The 23,460-nt window shown below is 41.0% G+C and carries 17 protein-coding genes, 1 other RNA gene and 1 other annotated feature; of the genes, 15 read left to right on the top strand and 3 right to left on the bottom strand.

Annotation, left to right across the window (positions count from 1 at the left end; translation table 11 throughout):
- The first annotated feature begins 57 nt into the window (after window positions 1-57).
- The 10 genes from secDF (at window position 58) to ssrS (ending at window position 13,656) form a co-directional block, all read left to right on the top strand.
- A complete protein-coding gene (gene secDF, locus E0E32_RS14985; RefSeq protein ID WP_130860075.1) occupies window positions 58-2,325 on the top strand; it encodes a protein translocase subunit SecDF in 2,268 nt (755 codons plus the stop codon).
- Window positions 2,326-3,166: 841 nt separating this feature from the next.
- A complete protein-coding gene (locus tag E0E32_RS14980; RefSeq protein ID WP_066194351.1) occupies window positions 3,167-3,496 on the top strand; it encodes a LapA family protein in 330 nt (109 codons plus the stop codon).
- Window positions 3,497-3,554: 58 nt separating this feature from the next.
- On the top strand, window positions 3,555-5,867 hold the full coding sequence (recJ, locus tag E0E32_RS14975; RefSeq protein ID WP_130860074.1) for a single-stranded-DNA-specific exonuclease RecJ: 2,313 nt from the start codon (window positions 3,555-3,557) through the stop codon (window positions 5,865-5,867).
- Complete coding sequence (locus E0E32_RS14970; protein WP_130860073.1) at window positions 5,857-6,369, top strand: adenine phosphoribosyltransferase; 513 nt, start codon at window positions 5,857-5,859, stop codon at window positions 6,367-6,369. Before recJ ends, E0E32_RS14970 begins: the two co-directional genes overlap by 11 nt.
- 713 nt (window positions 6,370-7,082) lie before the next feature.
- Window positions 7,083-9,281 (top strand): RelA/SpoT family protein, encoded by a 2,199-nt coding sequence (locus E0E32_RS14965; protein WP_130860072.1) that lies wholly within the window; start codon window positions 7,083-7,085, stop codon window positions 9,279-9,281.
- Between the two features lie 17 nt (window positions 9,282-9,298).
- Complete coding sequence (dtd, locus tag E0E32_RS14960; RefSeq protein ID WP_066194338.1) at window positions 9,299-9,751, top strand: D-aminoacyl-tRNA deacylase; 453 nt, start codon at window positions 9,299-9,301, stop codon at window positions 9,749-9,751.
- Between the two features lie 79 nt (window positions 9,752-9,830).
- Window positions 9,831-10,004, top strand: coding sequence for a hypothetical protein (locus E0E32_RS22315; RefSeq protein ID WP_161485725.1), 174 nt, complete (start codon window positions 9,831-9,833; stop codon window positions 10,002-10,004).
- Window positions 10,005-10,048: 44 nt separating this feature from the next.
- Window positions 10,049-10,270 (top strand) — a binding site (T-box leader).
- Window positions 10,271-10,337: 67 nt separating this feature from the next.
- Entirely contained in the window at window positions 10,338-11,606 is a 1,269-nt protein-coding gene (gene hisS / locus E0E32_RS14955; RefSeq protein WP_066194335.1) for a histidine--tRNA ligase, read from the top strand.
- Window positions 11,607-11,613: 7 nt separating this feature from the next.
- Window positions 11,614-13,371 (top strand): aspartate--tRNA ligase, encoded by a 1,758-nt coding sequence (aspS, locus tag E0E32_RS14950; RefSeq protein ID WP_130860071.1) that lies wholly within the window; start codon window positions 11,614-11,616, stop codon window positions 13,369-13,371.
- 89 nt (window positions 13,372-13,460) lie between these two features.
- A non-coding RNA gene (gene ssrS, locus E0E32_RS14945) (6S RNA) lies at window positions 13,461-13,656 on the top strand.
- 132 nt (window positions 13,657-13,788) lie between these two features.
- On the opposite strand, the gene E0E32_RS14940 is transcribed toward ssrS, so the two are convergent.
- Entirely contained in the window at window positions 13,789-14,490 is a 702-nt protein-coding gene (locus E0E32_RS14940; RefSeq protein WP_066194332.1) for an RsfA family transcriptional regulator, read from the bottom strand.
- Between the two features lie 222 nt (window positions 14,491-14,712).
- Window positions 14,713-15,975 carry a replication-associated recombination protein A gene (locus E0E32_RS14935; protein WP_066194329.1) on the bottom strand — a complete coding sequence of 421 codons (1,263 nt, stop codon included), beginning with the start codon at window positions 15,973-15,975 and terminating at the stop codon, window positions 14,713-14,715.
- A gap of 358 nt (window positions 15,976-16,333) precedes the next feature.
- Between E0E32_RS14935 and cymR the strand changes: the two genes are divergently transcribed.
- From cymR to recD2, 5 genes are all read left to right on the top strand, one after another.
- On the top strand, window positions 16,334-16,753 hold the full coding sequence (gene cymR, locus E0E32_RS14930) for a cysteine metabolism transcriptional regulator CymR (protein ID WP_066194326.1): 420 nt from the start codon (window positions 16,334-16,336) through the stop codon (window positions 16,751-16,753).
- Between the two features lie 61 nt (window positions 16,754-16,814).
- Window positions 16,815-17,957, top strand: a complete 1,143-nt coding sequence (locus E0E32_RS14925) for a cysteine desulfurase family protein (protein WP_130860070.1) — start codon at window positions 16,815-16,817, stop codon at window positions 17,955-17,957.
- 12 nt (window positions 17,958-17,969) lie between these two features.
- Complete coding sequence (gene mnmA, locus E0E32_RS14920; RefSeq protein WP_066194319.1) at window positions 17,970-19,079, top strand: tRNA 2-thiouridine(34) synthase MnmA; 1,110 nt, start codon at window positions 17,970-17,972, stop codon at window positions 19,077-19,079.
- 477 nt (window positions 19,080-19,556) lie between these two features.
- The gene (locus tag E0E32_RS14915; protein WP_130860069.1) at window positions 19,557-20,225 is read left to right on the top strand and encodes a tetratricopeptide repeat protein; all 669 of its coding nucleotides are present in this window, start codon (window positions 19,557-19,559) and stop codon (window positions 20,223-20,225) included.
- A gap of 14 nt (window positions 20,226-20,239) precedes the next feature.
- Window positions 20,240-22,600: an SF1B family DNA helicase RecD2 gene (gene recD2 / locus E0E32_RS14910; protein WP_130860068.1), complete on the top strand. Its 2,361-nt coding sequence runs from the start codon at window positions 20,240-20,242 to the stop codon at window positions 22,598-22,600.
- A 75-nt stretch (window positions 22,601-22,675) separates the two neighbouring features.
- On the opposite strand, the gene E0E32_RS14905 is transcribed toward recD2, so the two are convergent.
- Entirely contained in the window at window positions 22,676-23,317 is a 642-nt protein-coding gene (locus E0E32_RS14905) for a hypothetical protein (protein ID WP_130860067.1), read from the bottom strand.
- Between the last annotated feature and the right edge of the window lie 143 nt (window positions 23,318-23,460).

Below are 23,460 nucleotides of genomic sequence, written 5' to 3'. Positions count from 1 at the left end.
TTTACTAGCATTTGTTGTAAAATGGAGTGGGTTTGTTAATTTAGGGAGGCTTTATAAATGGTAAAGAAAGGAAGAATTGTTGCCTTTTTTCTTATTGTTATTATTTTGGGTGCAACAATTGGTACTACATATTCTGGAGTAGCAAGTAAAATTAATCTAGGTTTGGATCTTCAGGGCGGTTTTGAAGTTCTTTATGAGGTGAAACCTTTAGATGAAGAGGAAGGTCAAGAAATAGACCGCAGTGTGCTGGAAGCAACCGTTGCTAATCTGGAGCGGCGAGTGAATTCCATGGGGATCAGCGAACCTAGTTTTAGTATTGAGGAACCTGATCGTATTCGTGTACAGTTAGCTGGAGTAGAAAATCAAGACCAGGCAAGAGAAATGCTGGCTACTACTGCAGAACTCTCCTTTCGAGATGTGAATGACCAAGAGTACTTGGATGGTTCCGATCTCCAGGAAGGAAGTGCAAGGCAGGATTTTAATCCGGATACCAATCAACCGATCGTTAGTGTGAAATTTAAGGATGCTGATCGTTTTGGGGATACAACACAGGCGATTGCGGATGACCCTGAGGCGAGCAATCGTGTCGTGATTTGGATGGATTATGAAGAAGGCGACAGCTACGAGGAAGAAAGAAATAAAGAAGATTCGAAAATTATCTCGGATCCAGGCTTTCAAAATGTCTTACGAACCACCGATATTATGATTGAGAGTCCAACATTCACCGTTGAGTCCGCTCAGCAATTAGCTGATCTGTTAAATGCGGGTTCTCTGCCCGTTGATTTAGAGGAGGAATACTCAACTTCTGTAGGTGCCCAGTTTGGTCAGCAGGCCTTGGATAAAACCGTTTTTGCTGGTTTCTTAGGTGTTTTATTAATCTTTATCTATATGATTTGCTTTTATCGCTTTCCTGGTGTGATTGCAGCGATCACCTTAAGTATCTATGTGTATTTGGTTTTATTGGTGTTCCAGCTTATGAATGGTGTGTTGACATTGCCAGGTATCGCAGCCCTTGTGCTGGGGGTAGGGATGGCCGTGGATGCCAATATTATCACCTACGAGCGGATTAAAGAAGAATTGAAAGAAGGTAAATCCATTAAGGCGGCCTTTAAATCAGGTAATAAGAATTCGTTAAGCACGATTTTGGATGCAAATATTACCACATTGATTGCAGCTTCCGTGTTATTTATCTTTGGTACAAGCTCTGTCAAAGGGTTTGCGACCTTGCTTATCGTAAGTATTGTGTTAAGTTTTGTAACGGCAGTCTTCGGTTCACGTCTATTTCTTGGCTTATGGGTGAAGAGTAACTTTCTTAAAAAGCGTCCAGGCTGGTTTGGGGTGAAAAAATCACAAATTCAAGATATTAACAGCAATGAAGAGGTAGAACCAAAAGTGTTTGGACGCTATTTTAACATTGTAGAGCACCGCAAGAAGTTCTTTAGCATCTCCATTTTATTAGTAGTGGTTGGTATTGTCTGCTTAGCGATCTTTCGTTTAAATCTAGGGATTGACTTTGTTTCTGGTTCACGAGTAGATGTGCTGGCGGACGAAGCGATCAGCTCAGAGCAGGTAGAGTCCTCCTTTGAAGAGTTAGGATTAGAAGCAAGTGCCCCGATTGTTGTTTCGGGTGAGGATGAGAATATGGCGGTTGCTCGTTTTTCAGAAGACCTTTCTCAGGAAAAAGTGGCCGAGGTGAGGAGCTTATTTGAAGAGCAGTATGGCCATGCGCCGACCGTCAGCACGGTTTCCCCAATTGTCGGGGAGGAATTAGCGGAAAATGCTTTATTGGCCGTATTGTATGCCTCCATTGCGATTGTTGTTTACCTCGCTTTTCGTTTTGAGTTTTATTTTGCACTTACGGCTATTGTCGCCTTGCTCCACGATGCCTTTTTTATTGTGGCATTGTTCGCGATTACGAGAATGGAGTTTGATATTACCATTATTGCAGCGATATTAACGATCGTCGGTTATTCGATTAATGATACCATTGTTACTTTTGATCGAATTAGAGAGAACTTAAAACGTAAGAAGAAAATTAAGTCATTTGCGGAATTAGCTAAAATTGTGAACAACAGCTTAATGCAAACATTGGCACGAAGTATCAATACGGTACTTACCGTTATCTTTGCAGCCGTGATGTTGTTTGTATTCGGGGCTAGCGCTATTACCAACTTCTCGTTTGCTTTAATTGTCGGTTTATTAGCAGGTACTTATTCGTCCCTGTTCATTGCCGCCCAGCTATGGTTAGTATGGCGTGGAAGATCGATCAAAGAGAAACCCATTATTTATGCTGAGAAAAAACGTAATGACGGTCCACAAGTTTGATAAAGGCTGGGTAACCCCAGCCTTTATTCTAAGGTAAGAAAAATTTATAATCATTGATGTAATGGGATTTGGAACGATTTGACCTTGAATGAACCGGAGTACCGAGAAGATGGATTATGTTAAATAATCCATCTTCTTGAGTGATGAGTTTGACCGTTTTATCTGTGCGAAGTAAGCCGCTGCGGGAATATGCTGCGCTTTTCTCGCAGGAGTCTCCGCCTATTTCCTACGCTGGGGAATAAGTACTACAATCGAATGGCTGCGAGAATGAAGCGTTCCAGGCACTATATTTCTGCAAATAAGCAAACCGCATAACCTTTTTCTGAGAACGATTCGATCATACATTATGACTTTTATAGTTATACCATGATCCAATACACAGCCGAAGAATCAGCTAACGATTTTCTCCTTTTGCTATCATAGTGTCTAAGTACCTAGAACGCTTCATCCTTGCAATGATAACCATTGTTGTACTTTTACCTAGCGGAGGGAATATGCGGAGACTCCAGTGGGACCAGGACGAGCTGAAGATCCACTTGTAAAAGTGCTCTTCTTTTGCAAGTTAGCTGAAGCCGGCCCCACGGAAAGCGCAGCATATTCACGGAGCGCTCGCCTAGCATAAAAAAACGGGCAAACTCACCACTAAAGAAAGCAAACTAATTTACATAATCCATCTTATCGGCAGTTCAGTGACTACTTTGAGTGGTCGGTAAAGGACCGAACGGATTTTGACCGGCTTTTCTTAATAAGTAGAAAATCGTGTGAAGGATAAAAGTTTTGCATAGATAGAAGAGAAAAGGGTATAGAACAATAGTGAGACTTGTTTGGAGGTGGAGTGGTTATGAGAGGTCAGACATACATTATATCAGCCGTCGTGTTTGCTGTTGTTATTGCTATATTTGCGGTTATCAATGTTGATGCGGTAGAAGTGAATTACTTGTTCGGAACCGGACATGCACCATTAATACTTGTCATTTTATTTTCTGTATTGATGGGGGCATTGATTACGGCAGCAGTCGGCGTCGTTCGTTTAATTCGGTTGCAAAGAGAATTGCGGACAGTAAAAGCGGAATTAAATGCATTAAAAGCAAAGAAAGATCCGATTGTAGATGTGGAAACGGTGGATCCAGAAACTAATCATAGTTTACAAGAGACGAACCATCATAAATAATTTCTGTTTGCTACCCCTGCTACTCTTTTAGTATAATAAGTGAGTCAGGGGTGAAATCATGTTAGAAAGTCAGTCAAAATGGTTGTTTACATATAATCAGGAAAATAAACCGAACACAGAGGTGCTTGCCGCGATAGACACAGGCCCTGTTGTTAAGGAACTGCTCGTACAGCAAGGAATTGACTCGGTGGAAAAGGCAAGACAATTTCTACAGCCTTCCTTAGATCATCTACTTGCAACGAGTGACTTGGCGGGGGTAGATACAGCAGTAGAACGAGTAAAGCAAGCAGTAGAAGCTGGAGAGAGTATTCTTGTTTATGGGGATTATGATGCAGATGGTGTAACATCAACAACGGTAATGATCGAAGCATTAAGAGAAGCGGGAGCCATGTGTGATTATTATATACCCAATCGATTCACAGAAGGGTATGGTCCAAACGAGACGGCATTTAGAGAAGCCCATCGACAAGGCTTTCAGTTAATTATCACGGTGGATAATGGCATTGCAGGAGTGGAAGAAGTAGCCGTTGCTAACGAATTAGGGCTGGATGTTATCATTACTGACCACCATGAGGTACAAGAACAACTGCCAGAAGCCTTGGCAGTCATTCATCCAAAATGCTCGGAGGATTACGCTTTTAAAGAACTTGCCGGTGTAGGTGTCGCCTTTAAGTTTGCCCAGCACTTATTAGGTTATCTACCAAAACAGTATCTTGATTTAGTAGCTGTTGGCACGATTGCTGACTTGGTACCATTACAAGATGAGAATCGGATTTTGGCCTATTATGGGTTGCAGTCACTAGCCCAAACATCAAGAAAAGGCATGCAAGCGTTAATGAGAAAATGTAAAATAAGTGATCAGATAACAGAAGAAGATGTAGGCTTTCGAATTGCTCCAAGATTGAATGCGGTTGGACGTCTGCAAGATGCCAATATGGCAGTAGATTTATTGCTTACAGAAGATGAAGAAGAAGCCGAAGAATTGGCAGGATACATCCAAGAATTAAACACAGAAAGACAACGAATTGTTTCTGCTATAACAGAAGAAGCGATGGCAATCTATGAAGAAAATGAGCAACAAGGCGATGTCATTATCGTGGCCAAGCAAGGGTGGAACCAAGGGGTGCTCGGCATTGTGGCATCGAAATTGATTCAAACCTATCATCGACCGGCCATTGTATTAACAATAGACCCTGAAACCAATCAAGCAAAAGGATCGGCACGTAGTATAGCTGGATTTGATATGTTTCAAAATTGTATGCAGCACCGAGATTTATTCACGCATTTTGGCGGTCATGCTCAAGCTGCTGGGATGACCTTGCCCGTTGAAAATATCAATAAGCTGCAACAAGAATTAATGACATTAGCCAAAATCCAGCTGGCAGAGGATGACTTTAAACCCCAATTAACGGTGACTGGTCATTTGACGATCAGCCAGATTGATTTAGATTTGTTGATGGAATTGCAACAGCTCGCACCATTTGGCATGGGAAACCCAAAGCCTTTATTTCACTTGGAGGCAGTCCCTACTGAGATGAGGCAAATTGGAGAAACCAAGAATCATTTGAAAATAAAATTTGCGGAAGCAGGGGTGCAAATGGATGCCATTGGTTTTGGGTTTGGCTCGTCGTTTCTTCATCTAGCAAAAGATTCCGTGATAGAGGTTATTGCTGAACTGCAAATAAATGAATGGAACGGTATCCGCAAACCTCAGTTAATGCTAAAGGATATTGCCGTGTTTGATTGGCAATTATTTGATTACCGTGGTGTAAAAAATTGGCATAAGCACATAAAACCTACAGCGCAAGACATTACTGTTAGTTTTCAAGGACAGCATGATGGTGAACATGTCCTTTCTAAGGAGCAAGCAGCACAACTAAATCGGTCCACCGATGGACTTTTTCTATTAGATATGCCGAATCAACTGGATGATGTCATTCATTTGTTACAAACCTTAAATTTCAAACGTTTATTTCTGTGTTACCCAACGAATCAAGGTCATTATTTCGAAGCGTTGCCGACACGCGAAGAGTTCAAATGGTTATATCAATCATTGTTAAAAAAAGGTAGCTTTAATTATAAAATAGAGGCTCCTAAACTTGCCCAATTTAAGGGATGGAAGCTGGACAAAATTAAATTTATGTTTCAAGTGTTCCATGAATTAAACTTTGTTGGCGGAAATGGTCAGAATATCGTACCGCTGCAGAGTCCCTCTAAAAAGGATCTAACGGAAGCCAATGTATATAAGGAAAGAAAAAAACAGATACAACTGGAAGAAATATTGGTATACTCATCTTATAAGCAATTAAAGTCATGGATCACGAAACAATTGAACAGTGAACAAGAGGAGGAAGTCGTCTATGGATTATAAAAAGTATGTTACCTTAGTAGAAGATTGGCCAAAAGAAGGAGTACAGTTTAAGGATATTACCACTTTGATGGATAATGGTCCTGCTTACAAGGCTGCGGTGGAAGAAATTGTTGAATATGCGGCGAATAAAGAAATTGATTTGGTAGTAGGACCAGAAGCACGAGGTTTTATTGTTGGATGTCCGGTTTCGTTTGCCTTAGAAATAGGATTTGCCCCAGTTAGGAAAGAAGGTAAACTGCCACGGGAAGTCATTAAGGTAGACTACGGACTGGAGTATGGAAAAAATGTGCTAACGATCCATAAAGATGCGATCAAGCCGGGACAGCGTGTTCTTATTACCGATGATTTACTGGCGACAGGTGGAACGATTGAAGCAACCATCAATCTGGTAGAAGAACTTGGAGGAATCGTTGTTGGCTGTGCTTTCTTAATTGAATTAACCTATTTAAATGGTCGTGATAAATTAGAAGGCTATGATGTATTAACGCTTATGCAGTACTAATTATAAGGTTCACGTATTACCATATGCCGAACAAAAAACCAAAGTGATATGCTTTGGTTTTTTTATACAGTAAATAAGATATATAACCCTTGCTTAAACAGCAGTTGGAAAGGTTTTGATCGTGCGATGGATAATCATAAATAATTCCATATGCTTAGGTTGCTTGACGGCTAAAGTATCGATAAGGTGGATTATGTGAAATAATCCACTTTGGGAATAGGTTCTAGACACTGGTATATATGAAAAAGAAAAGAAGTTGGATACAAAGCATTCTTTGACCTGATATGTGCTCTTGATCCATTAACGCAGTAGGATACCATTCCTAACGAAGGGCTTGGGTGGAGCGTTGTCATCCACACATATTCAACATAATGACCAAGCTACTTCACATAATCCATCTTATCGAGTCAAGCATGAGCATACACTTCTATCAAGATAAAGAATAAAGTGTACTTTTGAAGATCACTCCTAAAGAACATCAATCGTAAAAACCAAATGTGGGACGAACAATTAGAGAAATATGATTTTTATGAGGAAAAATCACGATTTTTCTGTTATGATAGTAAATAAACGTTTTGGTTCGATGATAAAGGTCTACACTATTAGCATATCCATGCAATAACATGTGAAGATAAGTATCGAATAGAAAAGCAGCGAGCATTTCTGAAAAGCTGTATCTAATGTGCAAGTATTACTTAGTAAAAGGTGATTATATGGCAAAGGATAAAATTTTAGCGCCTGAAGATGTATTTCATGAAGCGGAAAGTTATTTAAATAAAGAGGATGTCGGGTTTATTAAACGTGCGTATGAGTTTGCTGAAAAGGCGCATGAAGGTCAATTTCGAAAATCAGGAGAACCTTACATTATTCATCCCGTTCAGGTGGCTGGAATCTTAGTAGACTTAAAATTGGATCCGGAGACAGTTGCAGGTGGCTTTCTTCATGATGTTGTGGAAGACACGGAGTACACACTGGAAGACATTTCGGCAGCCTTTAACGAGGAAGTTGCCATGCTTGTGGACGGGGTAACCAAACTACGGAAAATTAAATATATGTCGAAAGAGGCACAGCAGGCCGAAACACACCGAAAAATGTTTATTGCTATGGCAAAGGATATTCGTGTTATATTGATTAAGCTGGCAGACCGGTTGCACAATATGCGTACATTAAAGCATTTACCAGCAGAGAAACAACGCCGCATTTCTAATGAAACACTGGAGATCTTCGCCCCGCTTGCTCATCGTTTGGGGATATCTGCTATTAAATGGGAACTTGAAGATACGGCCTTGCGGTATTTAAACCCACAACAATATTATCGTATTGTACACCTCATGAAGCAAAAGCGTGAAGAGCGTGTACATTATATTGATGAAGTCATGGAAGAAGTCAAAAGACAGTTAAAAGATGTAGATATTAAAGCGGAATTGTCAGGCAGGCCAAAGCATATCTACAGTATTTACCGAAAGATGATGCTGCAAAAGAAGCAATTCAATGAAATTTATGACTTATTGGCCGTTCGAATTATCGTTTCAAGTATCAAAGATTGTTATGCCGTATTAGGCATTATTCATACATGTTGGAAGCCGATGCCTGGCCGTTTTAAGGATTATATTGCTATGCCTAAGCCAAATCTTTATCAGTCGTTGCATACCACGGTGATTGGACCAAAAGGAGCCCCTTTAGAAGTGCAAATCCGTACCCAAGAGATGCACGAAATTGCGGAGTACGGGATTGCGGCACATTGGGCTTATAAAGAGGGAAAAAATACTTCTCAACAGTCCAATGAAGAGCGTCTGGCTTGGTTTCGGGAGATTTTGGAATGGCAAAATGACGCCACGGATGCAGAAGAATTTATGGAATCCCTAAAGGTCGATTTGTTTTCCGATATGGTTTACGTGTTTACTCCAAAAGGTGATGTGGTGGAACTGCCAAGAGGCTCCGTGCCGATTGACTTTGCATACAAGATTCACACCGAGGTGGGAAACCACACGATCGGTGCAAAGATTAATGGCAAGATTGAACCATTGGATTATCAGCTGAAAAATGGTGATATCATTGAAATGATGACATCGAAGCATTCCTACGGACCTTCCCAAGACTGGCTCAAGTTAACCCAAACATCTCAGGCAAAAAATAAAATTAAACAATTTTTCAAGAAACAACAACGTGAGGAGAATGTATCTAAAGGTCGGGAAATGGTGGAGCAAGAATTAAGGGCAGCTGGCTTTGAGCCAAAGGAATTGATGACGGAAGAACAATTGAAAACCGTTTTGGAGAAATTTAGCTTTACGACCGAAGCGGATATGTTTGCTGCAGTGGGCTACCATGGGATAACAGCAGCACAGATTGTTACACGATTAACCGAGAAAATTCGTGAACAGCAAGAAAAGGATAAGGCAATCGAGGAAACGATTGAAGAGGTTAATGCAAGCGGGCAATCGATGCGTAAAAAAGCGAAAGGGGAGTCAGGGGTACGCGTAGAAGGTGTAGATAACATGCTGATTCGCCTTGCCAGATGCTGTAATCCAGTGCCAGGAGACAAGATTGTTGGGTATATTACCAAAGGACGTGGTGTATCTGTTCATCGCGCCGACTGTCCGAATGTGCAAACCGATCATATCAAGGAAAGACTCTTAGAGGTGAAATGGGAAAATGAACAATCAGAAAAACGGTCTTACCATGTAGATTTGGAGATTTCTGGGTATGATCGCCAAGGTTTATTAAATGATGTATTGCAGGTGATTAATGAAGCGAAAACCAATATTATGGCGGTAAATGGACGATCCGACCGACAAAAAATAGCGGTGATTCACATTAATATTTTGATTCATAATAATCAACACTTAAAAAAAATAGTAGATCGTTTAAAACAAATTCAAGATGTCTATACCGTAGAAAGAACGATTCAGTAAAGGCAGGTTAGGACTAAATGAAAGTAGTGTTACAACGAGCAAAACATGCTTCCGTATCTGTAGACAATCAAGTCATCGGAGAAATAGAACATGGATATTTGGCATTAGTCGGCATAACTCATGCCGATACAGAGGCAGATGTCGATTATGTCGTGAATAAAACCATACATTTACGGGTGTTTGAGGACAGCGACGATAAGATGAATTTGTCCCTAAAAGACGTAGGTGGATCTGTTTTGTCGATTTCACAGTTTACGTTATATGGAGATGTAAGAAAAGGTAGGCGACCAAGTTTTACTCAGGCTGCTAAACCGGATCATGCAAAGCAATTATATGAATATTATAATAAACAATTAAGCGAGAAGGGCATTCAGGTAGCCACCGGTATTTTTGGTGCAAAAATGGATATTTCATTTACCAACGATGGTCCGGTGACCATGATTATCGATAGTGAAGAATATAAGCGTTGAGGGAATTACCTGCTATTCCGTATATACTTGATTGTTCTGGGGAAACTTAGACTATCCTACAAAGTAAAGGAATAAGCAGATGAGATATAAGAATCGGCATCACCCTATAACGGCAGCAACCAATCATTACAAACAACAATTACATCCCAGCAAAGAATTATCCTTTCGAGAGCACCCTCATAACGGTTTGGCTCTGTTAGCAATGGAGATACCTTCTACACAAAAAACAACCAATCGACAAAAACAAGCTTGACAAATCATATCGCAACCAAGTATTATAGAAACATTACAATGAAGGAAGAACCATAGAAGGAAAAAGTAACCAAGAAGCAGGAGAAAAGAGAGAGAATTCCACTGGCTGTAAGAATTCTTACTCACTGCCTTGCGTGAAAGACATTCTGGAGGTTTTATACTGAATAAGAGTAGGTATAAACGTAGACAGGCGTTAACTGTTTGAGTGGAAGTGGTCAAGTAATACTTCAACTAGGGTGGCAACACGGGTAACCTCTCGTCCCTTTTTTACTGGGATGAGGGGTTTTTATATGGTTAAAAAAGGAAAATAACACCATTTGATAAGAAGGAGGAAATGAGTATGAAAGCGCCAAGAGGAACGCAGGATATTTTACCTGGAATCTCTGAAAAATGGCAGTATATCGAAAATAAACTGCAAGAATTGAGTTACAATTATCACTATCAGGAGATTCGTACGCCGATATTTGAACATACTGAATTATTCCAACGCGGAGTGGGTGATACAACTGATATTGTGCAAAAAGAAATGTATACTTTTACAGATAAAGGAGACCGCAGTATTACCTTAAGACCAGAAGGAACGGCGTCTGTTGTGCGCTCTTTTGTAGAACACAAGCTGTTTGGTTCTCCAAATCAGCCGACAAAACTTTTCTATTTTGGTCCGATGTTTCGTTACGAAAGACCGCAGCAGGGCCGGATGCGACAATTTTTCCAATATGGAGTAGAGGCCTTAGGCAGTGATGACCCAGCTATCGATGCAGAAGTGATATCCTTGGCGATGAATGCTTATCGTGTCTTCGGTTTACAGTCGCTGAAATTAGTAATTAATAGTCTAGGGGATAAAGAAAGTCGTGAAAATCACCGTCAAGCATTGATTGATCACTTTACGCCGGTGAAAAAAGAACTTTGCTCCGATTGTCAGTCACGTCTGGAACAAAATCCACTGCGTATATTAGACTGCAAAAAGGACCGAGATCATCCGAAAATGAAGACAGCACCATCCATTTTGGATTATTTAAACGAGGAATCGACAGCTTATTTTGCTAAAGTAAAAGAATATTTAGACGAAATGGGGATTACTTATCAAGTGGACCCAAACTTGGTGAGAGGACTTGATTATTACAACCATACGGCATTTGAGATTATGAGTGATGCCAAAGGGTTTGGTGCTATCACTACCTTATCTGGCGGCGGTCGTTATAATGGTTTAGTGCAGGATCTGGGCGGTCCAGAAACACCGGGGATTGGTTTTGCTTTAAGTATGGAACGTCTATTGATGGCCTTGGAGGCAGAGGGTATTGAATTACCGCTTGATCAAGGACTTGATTGTTACATCGTAGCGCTTGGTGAAGAGGCTAAGCTAAAAGCAGCAGCTATTACCGATCAGTTGCGACTGGCAGGGGTGCAGGCCGATCGAGATTACCAAGATAAGAAATTCAAGGCTCAGTTTAAAGCGGCGGATCGGCTTAAAGCTAAATATGTCTTGGTGCTGGGTGATGATGAATTAGCCAACCAGCAAATAGCTGTAAAGAATATGAAAACTGGAGATCAGGAGACGATCGACATGGAACAGCTTACACAACATATGAAAGAGATACTATAAGGGGGATATGATGATGCGGACATTAGCAGGAACATTACGGCAAGAGCATATAGGGAAAAGCGTTACATTGAAAGGCTGGGTACAAAAACGCAGAGATTTAGGTGAGATCATTTTTATCGACTTACGTGATCGATCAGGTGTTGTACAAATTGTGGTGAACGCTGAAAACGGCAAACAGCTTCATGCGATTGCTGACAGTGTACGCAGTGAATATGTGATCGAAGTGACGGGAGAAGTGGTTGAGCGTGATGCAGAGACGGTCAACCCAAAAATCCAAACAGGTGAGATTGAGGTTATGGTAAGCGAGATTTCTGTTTTAAACGAGGCAAAAACGCCGCCGTTCTCATTGACAGACGATATGGATGTATCAGAAGAATTGCGTTTAAAATACCGTTATTTAGATCTTCGTCGTGAAGTGATGCAAGAAACCTTTCAATTACGCCACCGGACTACACAATCCATTCGATCCTTCTTAAATCAAGAAGATTTCTATGAAATGGAGACGCCAATGCTGACAAAAAGCACGCCAGAAGGCGCTCGTGATTATTTAGTGCCGAGTCGGGTTCATGAAGGTTACTTCTATGCATTACCGCAATCTCCACAGTTGTTTAAACAGTTATTGATGGTGGCTGGCTTTGAAAAGTATTACCAATTTGCTCGTTGTTTCCGAGATGAGGATTTACGAGCCGATCGTCAACCGGAATTCACCCAGATTGATATTGAGACATCATTTATGTCCATGGATGAAATTATGGCAATGACCGAGCGAATGATGAAGAAGGTAATGAAAGATGTGAAGAATTTCGAGGTAGAGACGCCATTTCAACGGATGCCATATGAGGAAGCCATGGAACGCTTTGGCTCGGATAAACCGGATACCCGTTTTGGTATGGAGCTCGTTAATTTATCTGAAGTTGCCAAAACCTCAAGTTTCAAAGTTTTCCGTCAGGCGGTTGACAATGGTGGAAAAGTGAGCGGGCTGAACTTAAAAGGCAAGGCAGACCAATACTCTCGTAAAGATTTGGACAATATGACCGACTTTGCCAAAATCTACGGCGCAAAAGGATTGGCATGGTTGAAGGTGGAAGAAGAGGCTTTAACGGGTCCCATTGCGAAATTCTTCTCCGAGGAAGAACAGACAGAGTTTCGTACCCTTTTTGACGCATCGACGGGGGATATTCTTTTCTTTGTTGCGGATAAAAAAGAAGTTGTTTTCGATACACTGGGCGCTTTGCGTATGAAACTGGCAAAAGACCATGATCTGATTGATGAAAGCACATTTGCTTTTTTATGGATTACGGAATGGCCACTCTTGGAGTATGACGAAACAGAGGGGCGTTATCATGCAGCACATCACCCTTTCACTATGCCAGTAGAAGCTAATTTAGACAAAGTGGACACTGACCCGGATTCCGTGAAAGCTCAAGCCTATGACCTTGTACTGAATGGTTATGAGCTCGGCGGAGGTTCCTTACGTATTTATCAGCGCGACATGCAATATCAAATGTTTGAGAAACTTGGATTTACGCAAGAAGAGGCCGTTTCGCAATTTGGTTTCTTGCTAGAAGCTTTGGAATTTGGTGCACCACCGCATGGAGGAATCGCCTTTGGCTTTGATCGTTTGATTATGTTATTAGCTGGTCGTACAAACCTGCGTGATACTATTTTATTCCCTAAAACAGCCTCTGCTGCCGATCCCATGACACAGGCACCAAGCGTGGTAGATAACAAACAATTAAATGAGCTGCACCTTAGGTTAAAATAAGTATATTCTTAAAAATGGGCTTGGCTAGATTGTATGTGATTGCTTGAATTTTTTAAATGGTTATGCTATCATTTAGTTAAATAGAAAAAGCAATCCTGATGTGTACGTTGAATTCATGATGTTTTGACCGAACATTAATAACATTGGGAACCTGCTGTTCTTGTGTGGAGTGCATGCCGCTATACTTACGAATCTATTGCGGACGCACAAAGTACAGGACAAGGTACCCACCTGCTTGAAGCGGGATCAAAACTTGTTTTCTTCAACGGCACAATTGGGATTGTCTTTTTTTTGGGGCAAATATAGAGTAGACTACGGTAAAAGTAGAGATTAAATCTTTAAGATATGAAAGACCGTATGTAATGGTAATATTAGATAAATAAGCCTTGATACTGATTTAATCAGTATCAAGGCTTATTATTTGGCTACTTGTTCTAAATTTCCATTCTTGTCCATGCGAAACGTGGGTACGGGACGAGATTCTTCTTCATCGAATACAACCATTTTTCTGGCGCGTTCCACGATTTGCATAAATGCCTGATAGTCCTCATTCATGGTTCGTAGTTCCTGCTCTAGCTCTTTTACCCTTCTCTGTTCGTTGGCTAACTCTTGCTTAAGCTTCTCATGGTTTTCTAATACGTGCTGCTGGCTAGCCTGTGAAGACTGAATATGATGGTAATCCTTCTTGATATATTGTAAGTAACGAATCACTTGATCAAGATCAATGGAATACGTCTCCGTATAATTTTCCGTCGGTGCAGGCTGTGTTGGCTGCTGTTTTGTTTGATTCCAATTTAGAAAAGAATAAACCTCTTCCTCAATACTTCGGTCGGCTTCTTTTTCCTGTTTAGCAACGGGTTGCTGTGGTTGTTTTTGCTTAGCCAATTCCCGTTTTTTCTCTTTTCTTTGTTTTTTGGCAATTTGAACGGCTTGTTCATAGCTTTGCCTTACCTCTGCATTCCAACGAAATCCGCAGGCAGCAGAAGTACGATTTAGCTTATCTCCTACTTCATCAAATGCTGTTAATTGTGTACTCCCATCTCGAATATGCCGCAGAACTGTTTCTGCCAACAATAAATCATCTTCGTGGGACCAAGCGTCTTGTCTTACCTTTGTCATGGTGCTTCACTCCTTCATCATTCCTGTTTTATTGTCAACCATATAAACTCTTGCACCTTGTAATCGTCGAAGTCTATTTCCCTGTTAAAATACCAAGTAGAAAGTCGATAGTGGTGCCAGAGAAGCTAGCAATCTTGGTCAGTCCATTGCTTCCACACAAGCAGGACCAATAGATATTTCTGTTTATAGCTTAGTGTGACCAGGAATAAGGAAGAATAAACATTATTTTTTTACTTTTTGATATATTTGTTGTAAATTTTTTTCAAATTTACCTGTATCTTTTGGGTGATAGTATTGCTTATGCTTTAACTTATCTGGCAAGTATTGCTGCTGCACCCAGCCTCCTTGATAGCTGTGTGGATATTTATAATCAATTCCTCTGCCTAAAGCGGCAGCTCCTTTGTAATGGGCATCCTTTAAATGGACAGGGATGTCTCCTGTGTTTCCGGTGCGAATATCGGATAAAGCGTCATCTAATGCGGTTGGTGCACTATTTGATTTTGGTGAGAGACATAGCTCTACAATGGCTACAGATAAAGGAATGCGGGCTTCAGGAAATCCAACTCTTTCCGCCGTTTCTACCGCAGCTAAGGCTCTGGGACCTGCTTGTGGATTGGCTAAACCGATATCCTCATAAGCGCAAACCAGCATTCTTCTTGCAATACTTTCTAAATCGCCGGCTTCAATCAGTCTTGCTAAATAGTGAAGTGCTGCATCCACATCACTACCGCGGATTGATTTTTGAAAGGCGGATAATACATCATAGTGTGCATCTCCACCCTTATCGTGAGAAAAGCTTTTTTTCTGCATGCATTTTTCCGCATTATTTAGATCAATCACAATTTCTCCATTTTGCTGCGGGGTAGAGTAGGCGGCTAATTCCAAACCATTCAGGGCAGCTCGTAAATCACCATTACATGCATTGGCAAAATGATCCTTCGCTTCGTCTTTCACGACCAAAGGTAAGTCACCTAACCCATTTTCTTTATCGGCTATTGCTCGATTAATGGCATCATCAATATCCTGTTTTTCTAATCGATACAGTTCGAAAATATGAGAGCGGCTGCGAATAGCAGGACTAATCTTATGATATGGATTTTCCGTCGTACAGCCGATCAAGGTGATCAGGTTAGATTCTACATGAGGTAAAAGAAAATCTTGTTTTGCTTTATCGAGACGGTGTACTTCATCTAGAATAACCACTAGCTGTCCAGACATTTTCGCCTCTTCTACAGCAATTTCCATATCTTTCTTTCTATCAATGGCAGCATTGAGCATCTTATAGCGGATCTGTAAACTATTAGCGATTCCAATCGCCATAGATGTTTTGCCTGTGCCGGGTGGTCCGTATAGCACCATAGAATGCAACCGATTGGCCTCGACCATTCGTTGAATCATTTCTCCTGTCCCGACTAAATGCTGTTGTCCAATTATTTCATGAATATTTTTTGGCCTCATTCGAAAGGCAAGCGGTTGATTTGGCATGTGAATATCTCTTTCCTTTCCGATATGTATTATGACCAGAACTCCCTAGTGTCTTGTAAAGCAATCAACTTGACAAGGAGTGTCTGTTTTTTTACTATTGTTTAATATGCAAACCATAAAGGATAGCTCTGCCATTATTATAACATTCATGGTATAATACAACTAATATAGGATGTTCAAAATTCAAGAAAAAGACCGCAATGAATGATAGTGGCATTTTTGACGGATGTGCCAACACCTGGAATAATCCTTTTGCTGGATCGAGTAATCGTCCTCCTGGGGCTGTCGCTGAATGATTCTTTAAGCGGCTTTTGAACACAAACTAATAATGTAGCGGATGAAAGAATGAGGTGTAACAATGAAGATTTCAACCAAAGGTAGATATGGATTAACCATTATGATTGCATTAGCTAAAAATAAAGGGAATGGTCCGATTTCATTAAAAACAATTGCCCAAGAACACGGGTTATCGGAGCATTATTTGGAGCAGCTGGTTGCGCCACTAAGAAACGCCAGCTTGGTGAAGAGTATTCGTGGAGCATATGGTGGATATATACTGGCTAAAGAACCTAGCGAAATAACAGCAGGCGATATTATTCGAATCTTAGAAGGGCCGATCACACCAGTAGAGGGTATGGAAGACGAAGAGCCTGCCAAACAGGAGTTATGGATCCGGATTCGAGACGCCGTAAAAGAGGTGCTTGATACAACTACATTACAAGACCTATCCACTTATGGTGAAAAAGGAATACAAGATCCTTATATGTTTTATATTTAATATTGGCACTATACTCTATGGAGATAATGATTAGAGACAGGAAAGTAAAGGATGACAGAAGATGAATGCAATTTATTTAGACCATGCTGCGACAACGCCGGTCCATCCAGAAGTGATCGAAGTAATGATGCAGGTCTATCAGGAGAATTTTGGTAATCCATCGAGTATCCATTCGTTTGGAAGAAAGGCCAGGCAAATACTTGATCGGGCAAGGGCAACGGCAGCTGAATCGATCGGTGCAGATGAACGCAGTATTACCTTTACAAGCGGTGGTACAGAAGCAAATAATATGGCTATCATGGGTGCGGCCTTAGCTAATCAAGCGAAAGGAAAGCATATTGTTACAACCCAAATAGAGCATCATGCTGTATTACACACGGTAAATCATTTAGAAAAGCAAGGATTTGATGTGACCTATTTAGAGGTCAACGAACAAGGTCATATTCATGTGGAGCAAGTCATGGATGCACTTCGCGAAGATACGATCTTAGTATCGATTATGATGGTGAACAATGAGATAGGAACGATACAGCCAATTGCGGAAATAGGTCGGTTATTACACGAGCGCGATGTATTGTTTCATACGGATGCCGTGCAAGCCTATGGCCTTCTTCCTATTGACATCCAAGCATTGCGAGTCGACTTATTAACCGTTTCTTCGCACAAAATTAATGGCCCAAAAGGCTTGGGTTTCCTTTACGCCGACAAAGAATTAAACTTACAGCCTTTGCAATTTGGCGGTGAACAAGAACGCAAGCGCCGTGCCGGTACAGAAAATGTGGCAGGTATTGCAGGCTTTGCCAAAGCGATTGAATTGGTTCAAGAATCGCAAGCTGTTCGGTATGATATCTATCAACAGTTTGCTGAGTTATTCTTGCAAACCTTACGTGCCAAAGAGGTGGATTTTGTGGTTAATGGGGACAGGCGTGCAAGTGTGCCAACGATTATTAACGTAAGTTTTCCTGGTACGAATGTGGAGACACTGTTGATGAACTTTGATTTGAACGGTGTGGCCGCTTCTAGCGGAAGTGCGTGCACTGCAGGTTCCATAGAGCCTTCCCACGTACTTAGTGCGATGTTTTTAGATGAAGAAGAACGCACCATGAATTCTGTCCGTTTTAGCTTTGGTTTAGCTAATGATGAAGAGAGTATCAGAGAAGCAGCCGATAAGATAGCCGATACAGTAAATAGACTGACTAGATAAGGTGGTGATAACATGAAAAAAAAGCAAGATACCCGCGTAGTCGTTGGTATGAGCGGTGGAGTTGATTCCTCCGTTACAGCACTCTTGTTAAAACAACAAGGCTATGATGTGGTAGGGATTTTTATGAAAAATTGGGACGACACGGATGAAAATGGTGTATGTACGGCAACAGAAGATTTTGAAGATGTCATCAGGGTATGTAATCAATTAGATATTCCGTATTATGGCGTGAATTTTGAAAAGCAATATTGGGACAAGGTATTCACCTATTTTTTAGATGAATATAAGGCAGGTAGAACGCCCAATCCAGATGTGATGTGTAACAAAGAGATTAAGTTTAAGGCCTTTTTGGAGCATGCCTTATCGCTAGGGGCTGATTATGTCGCAACCGGTCACTATGCCCAAATAAAAAGGGAAGGGAATCAAGTGGAGATGTTGCGAGGCGTGGATGATAATAAAGATCAGACCTATTTCTTGAATCAATTATCGCAAGAAGTCTTGCAAAAAGTGTTATTTCCGCTTGGTCATCTTCCAAAATCCGAGGTCCGTCGCATTGCTGAGGAGAATAACTTAGCTACTGCATACAAAAAGGATAGTACGGGGATTTGTTTTATCGGGGAACGAAATTTCAAGGATTTCTTAAGTGAATATTTACCAGCACAGCCAGGTAAAATGATGACATTAGATGGTGTCGAGAAAGGAAACCATGATGGCTTAATGTATTATACAATTGGGCAACGACAAGGGCTCGGCATTGGTGGTCCAGGTGGTCCATGGTTTGTGGTTGGTAAAAACCTGGAAGATAATGTGCTGTATGTGGGTGCAGATTATCATAACGACGCCTTGTATTCAGAAAGTCTGATGGCGGAGTCGTTAAACTGGATCAATGAGCAGCCGATAGAATCTTTTCATTGTACAGCGAAATTCCGCTATCGTCAGCAGGATCATGGCGTAATGGTGCATCCACAAGATGATGGTAAGGTAAAAGTTGTTTTCGACGCCCCAGAACGTGCGATTACCCCTGGACAAGCAGTCGTCTTTTACCAAGGGGATGTATGTTTAGGCGGTGGCACAATCAACGAAATAAGTAAAAACAATCAACAACTGGATTACGTAGGATAACAAAAAGGACAGCGCGTGATATGCTGTCCTTTTTAATATGACAGAAAAGCATGTAATCCTTGGTATAATAGGATATGGAACGATTTGATCTATAATGAACCAGAGTACCGATAAGATGGGTTATCGACAGTTCAATGACTACTTTGAATAGGTAAGGAGCCGAGCGAGATGTGGCCAGTTTTTCTGATATGATGGCAAGCATAAAATCGTGGGTAATATGCTTTAGAAAGATATGAGTTTTGAATGAAACGACACTTCGATTCAGTTAAGTTTCATTCAATGCAAATACAATGATATCACGAATGCCACCTTTTTTATCTTATAAAAACAAGATCGCATTCACCCATTCATTAGCCCAATATGAATTTTTCGAAAGGCGAAGGTTGCGGAGGGTGAGCATAGTAGGCTAAAATGAATAAAGAACTCCTGCATTTACTAGCAAATAATTACATCCAACAGAAGGAGGAGACCACACCTATGTCTGACATCGACCCAGGTATTCAGTATATGCAAGAAGGCAAACTAGAAGAAGCGGCACAATATTTCACCGAAGCCATTGAGTCGAATCCGGAAGAACCGGTTCATTATATTAATTTCGGCAATCTTCTATTACATATGAAAGATTATCAACGCGCAGAACGATTTTATCACAAAGCAATAGAACTCGATCCAAAGGCAGCAACTGCCTTCTATGGACTCGGAAACGTATATTTTGAAACAGAACAATTGGACAAGGCACAGGAATATTTTCAACAATCGATTCAAAAAGGGTTGGAGGAAGCCGATCCTTATTTTATGTTAGGGATGACCTTTTTATATAATGAGAAGTATCGCTTATCTCTCCCATATTTACAACGCGCTCAGGAACTAAGCCCGCAAGATGTTGATATTCAATTCCAATATGGTCTAGCCTTGGCACAGTCTCAACAATTAGAACAAGCTAGAGAAGCTTTTGAACACACCCTGCAATTAGAGCCCCAGCACAGTGATGCTCACTATAATTTAGGGGTTATTGCGTTGCATGATGAGGAGATTCGCCAAGCCCTTGAACATTTCAACCTGGCTCTTGAGATCCAACCAGATCACTTATTGGCAGGGAATGGTAAGAAACAGATTGAAAAAATGTTAGGGGAGCAAGACGGATAAAGGAGGTCTTTGTAATGGAAGGAGCCAATCGGAAAAATTATATCAAGGGAGAAATGATCCATACGATTTTCGAAAATAAAGATGAGCATTTTTCCATTGCAAAGATCAAAGTGCTTGAAACTAACCAGTCATTCGAGGAATCAGAGGTAGTGGTCAAGGGTTATTTTAGACGATTAGATCCTGGCGAGACTTACGAATTTTATGGAAAGACGGTAGATCACCCTCGTTTTGGCCGACAATTTCAGGTAGAAAGCTATCAACGTTTTTTACCAGAAACCAAAGAAGGGGTGGTTGCCTATCTTTCGAGTAATTTATTCCCCGGAGTAGGGAAGAAAACAGCAGAGCATATCGTGGAAGAGCTAGGGGAAAACGCATTATCCACTATCCTACATAATAAAGAATCGTTGAAAGCAGTGAAAGGACTGTCTAAGGAAAAACAAGAAAAAATCCATCAGGTCCTCCAGGAAAATCAAGGGTTTGAACATATTGTCGTGCAGTTATCCCAGTTTGGCTTTGGCTTGAAAATGGCCCAAAAAATGTATGCCGCTTTTAAAGAAGAGACATTGGATACCTTACAAACTAATCCATATGCCTTTGTGTTTTTAGTAGAAGGTTTTGGTTTTGTGCGGGCAGATCAAATAGCGAGACAGCATGACATCCCGGTAGATCATGCTACCAGGTTGCAGGCCGCTTGTATTTATGTTTTGCAGAATAGTATGCAAGATGGTCATGTCTATCTGCCTTTGGATCAAGTATTATACCAAATGGACCAATTAATAGACGGTGAACTTCATGAAATACCGACGGATAAGATGAGTGAACAGATTATCGAATTGAATAAAGAAAAAAAGATCATCGTGATGGAGCGGAAGGTGTATCTGCCATCATTATATTATTCGGAGACTGGTTTTTGTTCGAAATTAAAACGGATAGCTAACCAATCTATTGAGCCGACGTTTACCGATGCTGAGTTACTTAAGATTGTCGGAAAGATGGAAGAAGAGGAAGCACTAAGCTATGGTAAGGAACAATATCAGGCATTGCAAACGGCCTTATTGGAAAAGATTTTTATCCTGACGGGTGGCCCTGGGACAGGTAAAACAACAGTTATTAAAGGGATTCTCAACGCCTACGCGGCTATCCATGACTGCTCGATGAACAAACATGCTTATGATCAAGATGATGAATACCCTTTTATTTTGACAGCACCAACTGGTAGGGCAGCCAAACGTATGCAGGAGTCTACGGGTGTTGATAGTGTGACCATTCATCGTCTACTTGGCTGGGATGGAAATGAATCGTTTGAAAAAGATGAGAATAATAAACTAGAAGGAAAATTATTAGTCATTGATGAGTTCTCCATGGTGGATATTTGGCTTGCCCATCAATTATTTCGTGCGATACCAAGCGATATGCAAGTAGTGATTGTTGGGGATGAGGATCAGTTGCCTTCGGTAGGTCCTGGTCAGGTGCTGGCAGATTTGCTAAAAAGTAAGGTGATTCCCTCCATTTCTTTGACAGAAGTGTATCGTCAAAAAGAGGGCTCTAAGATTATTCAGCTAGCGCATGAGATTAAGCATAATCAGGTCATGCCTAACACGTTAACCAAAGCGAATGATTTTAATTTTATTGATTGTCCTGATTTTCAGGTGGTGGAGATGGTTACCCATATTGTGCAGAAGGCATATCAAAAAGGGGTGGACCTCAAACAAATTCAAGTGTTAGCGCCGATGTATCGTTCCAAGGCAGGCATTCATCGTTTAAATAAGGAATTACAAGCCGCCATTAATCCTCCACAGCAAGGACGGCGGGAACTTTTATTTGGCGAGAGCGTTTTCCGCAAAGGGGATAAGGTCATTCAATTGGTAAATCAGCCAGAGGATCAAGTGTTTAATGGGGATATTGGAGAAGTGGCAGCGATCTTGGAGAAGGATGAGAATGAGGATCAGGTCGATCAAGTGGTGGTCAGCTTTGACGAAAGGGAAGTAGTCTATCCAAGAGCGGATTTGATCAATCTCATGCATGCCTACTGTACATCTATTCATAAGTCACAAGGAAGTGAGTTTCAGATTGTGATTATGCCCGTGATTCCTGGTTACCACCGGATGCTTCGTAAAAATTTGCTCTATACTGCGATTACACGTGCTAAACAGTCGTTAGTCATCTGTGGTGATAAGCGTGCCTTCCTACGCGGCATCGCAACAGAGGATAGCAATCAACGTTATACATCCTTAGTGACCTACCTGCATCATTTGTTTCAGAAAGAGGAAGCAAAACCTGCTGAAAAATCAAAGGAACTGGTCTTAACCGCTGATGAGAAGTTGCTCGCGGTTGAAATAGAACAGGAAAGCTTCAGTCCATATGACTTTATGTGATGTAGCTATTTCTGATTGTTACGAATAAACATGCGGCCGGGAAGAAGAATCCCGTGCCGCATGAACATTACTTTATTATTTTAACAATTGCAGTAATACGTCAATTGCATCCTTTCCATAGAGCCCTTCCTCACCAGCAGGCGCTATATACTGCATTTCAAAATGCGGAAGAATCACGACTGTTGATTTAATCGGACCGTCTTCCACCCCATGAGCAATACCACCCATTTCTGCTACTGATTCATTCTCGAAAAGTTCTGTCATCTCATCCTCTTCAGCCATTTCTTTTAAAGTGTTCATCATATCTTGATCAGTGTCGATTTGATCGGCACTAATCGATGAGGTGAGCACATTGTCTGCTTCTGAAACAAATTCACAAGAGATTTCACCTGGTTCAACGATTCCCGGTACATCGGATTGCATCGTTAATCCACTCACACTTTCACTTAAAAGGCTTAAGACCTCTTCGCATCCCTTTAATTCTTTCAATGCGTGTGCTTCTCCATCGACAGTAGAGTTGTCCGATTCATCGGCTACTGCTTCTTCAACCTCCGGCATATCATCTGAATCTGAGATATCTGCTGTTTCCTCATCCATGTCTGACTCGGTTTCTGAAGTGGTTTCTTCCGGCACGTCCTCAGATGACTCTGCACTATCCTGATTTCCGCAGGCTACCAAAAAGATAGCCAGTAAAATGAAGTAAAAAATCTGCTTCATTTTAATTCTCCCTCCTATTTAAATATATTGTAACGGCATTGTAACATAGTTAGCAAAATAATGCAGGAAAAATATTGATGAAGCCTTGAAGATTGTCTGTTTAGACGTATAAATCAACTTAAATATGGCGAAAATGAAAGGAA

Origin of the sequence: Gracilibacillus phocaeensis, from assembly GCF_900626275.1 — a bacterium.
Lineage (GTDB): Bacteria > Bacillota > Bacilli > Bacillales > Amphibacillaceae > Gracilibacillus > Gracilibacillus timonensis.
This window is presented reverse-complemented; position numbering and strand designations above follow the sequence as displayed.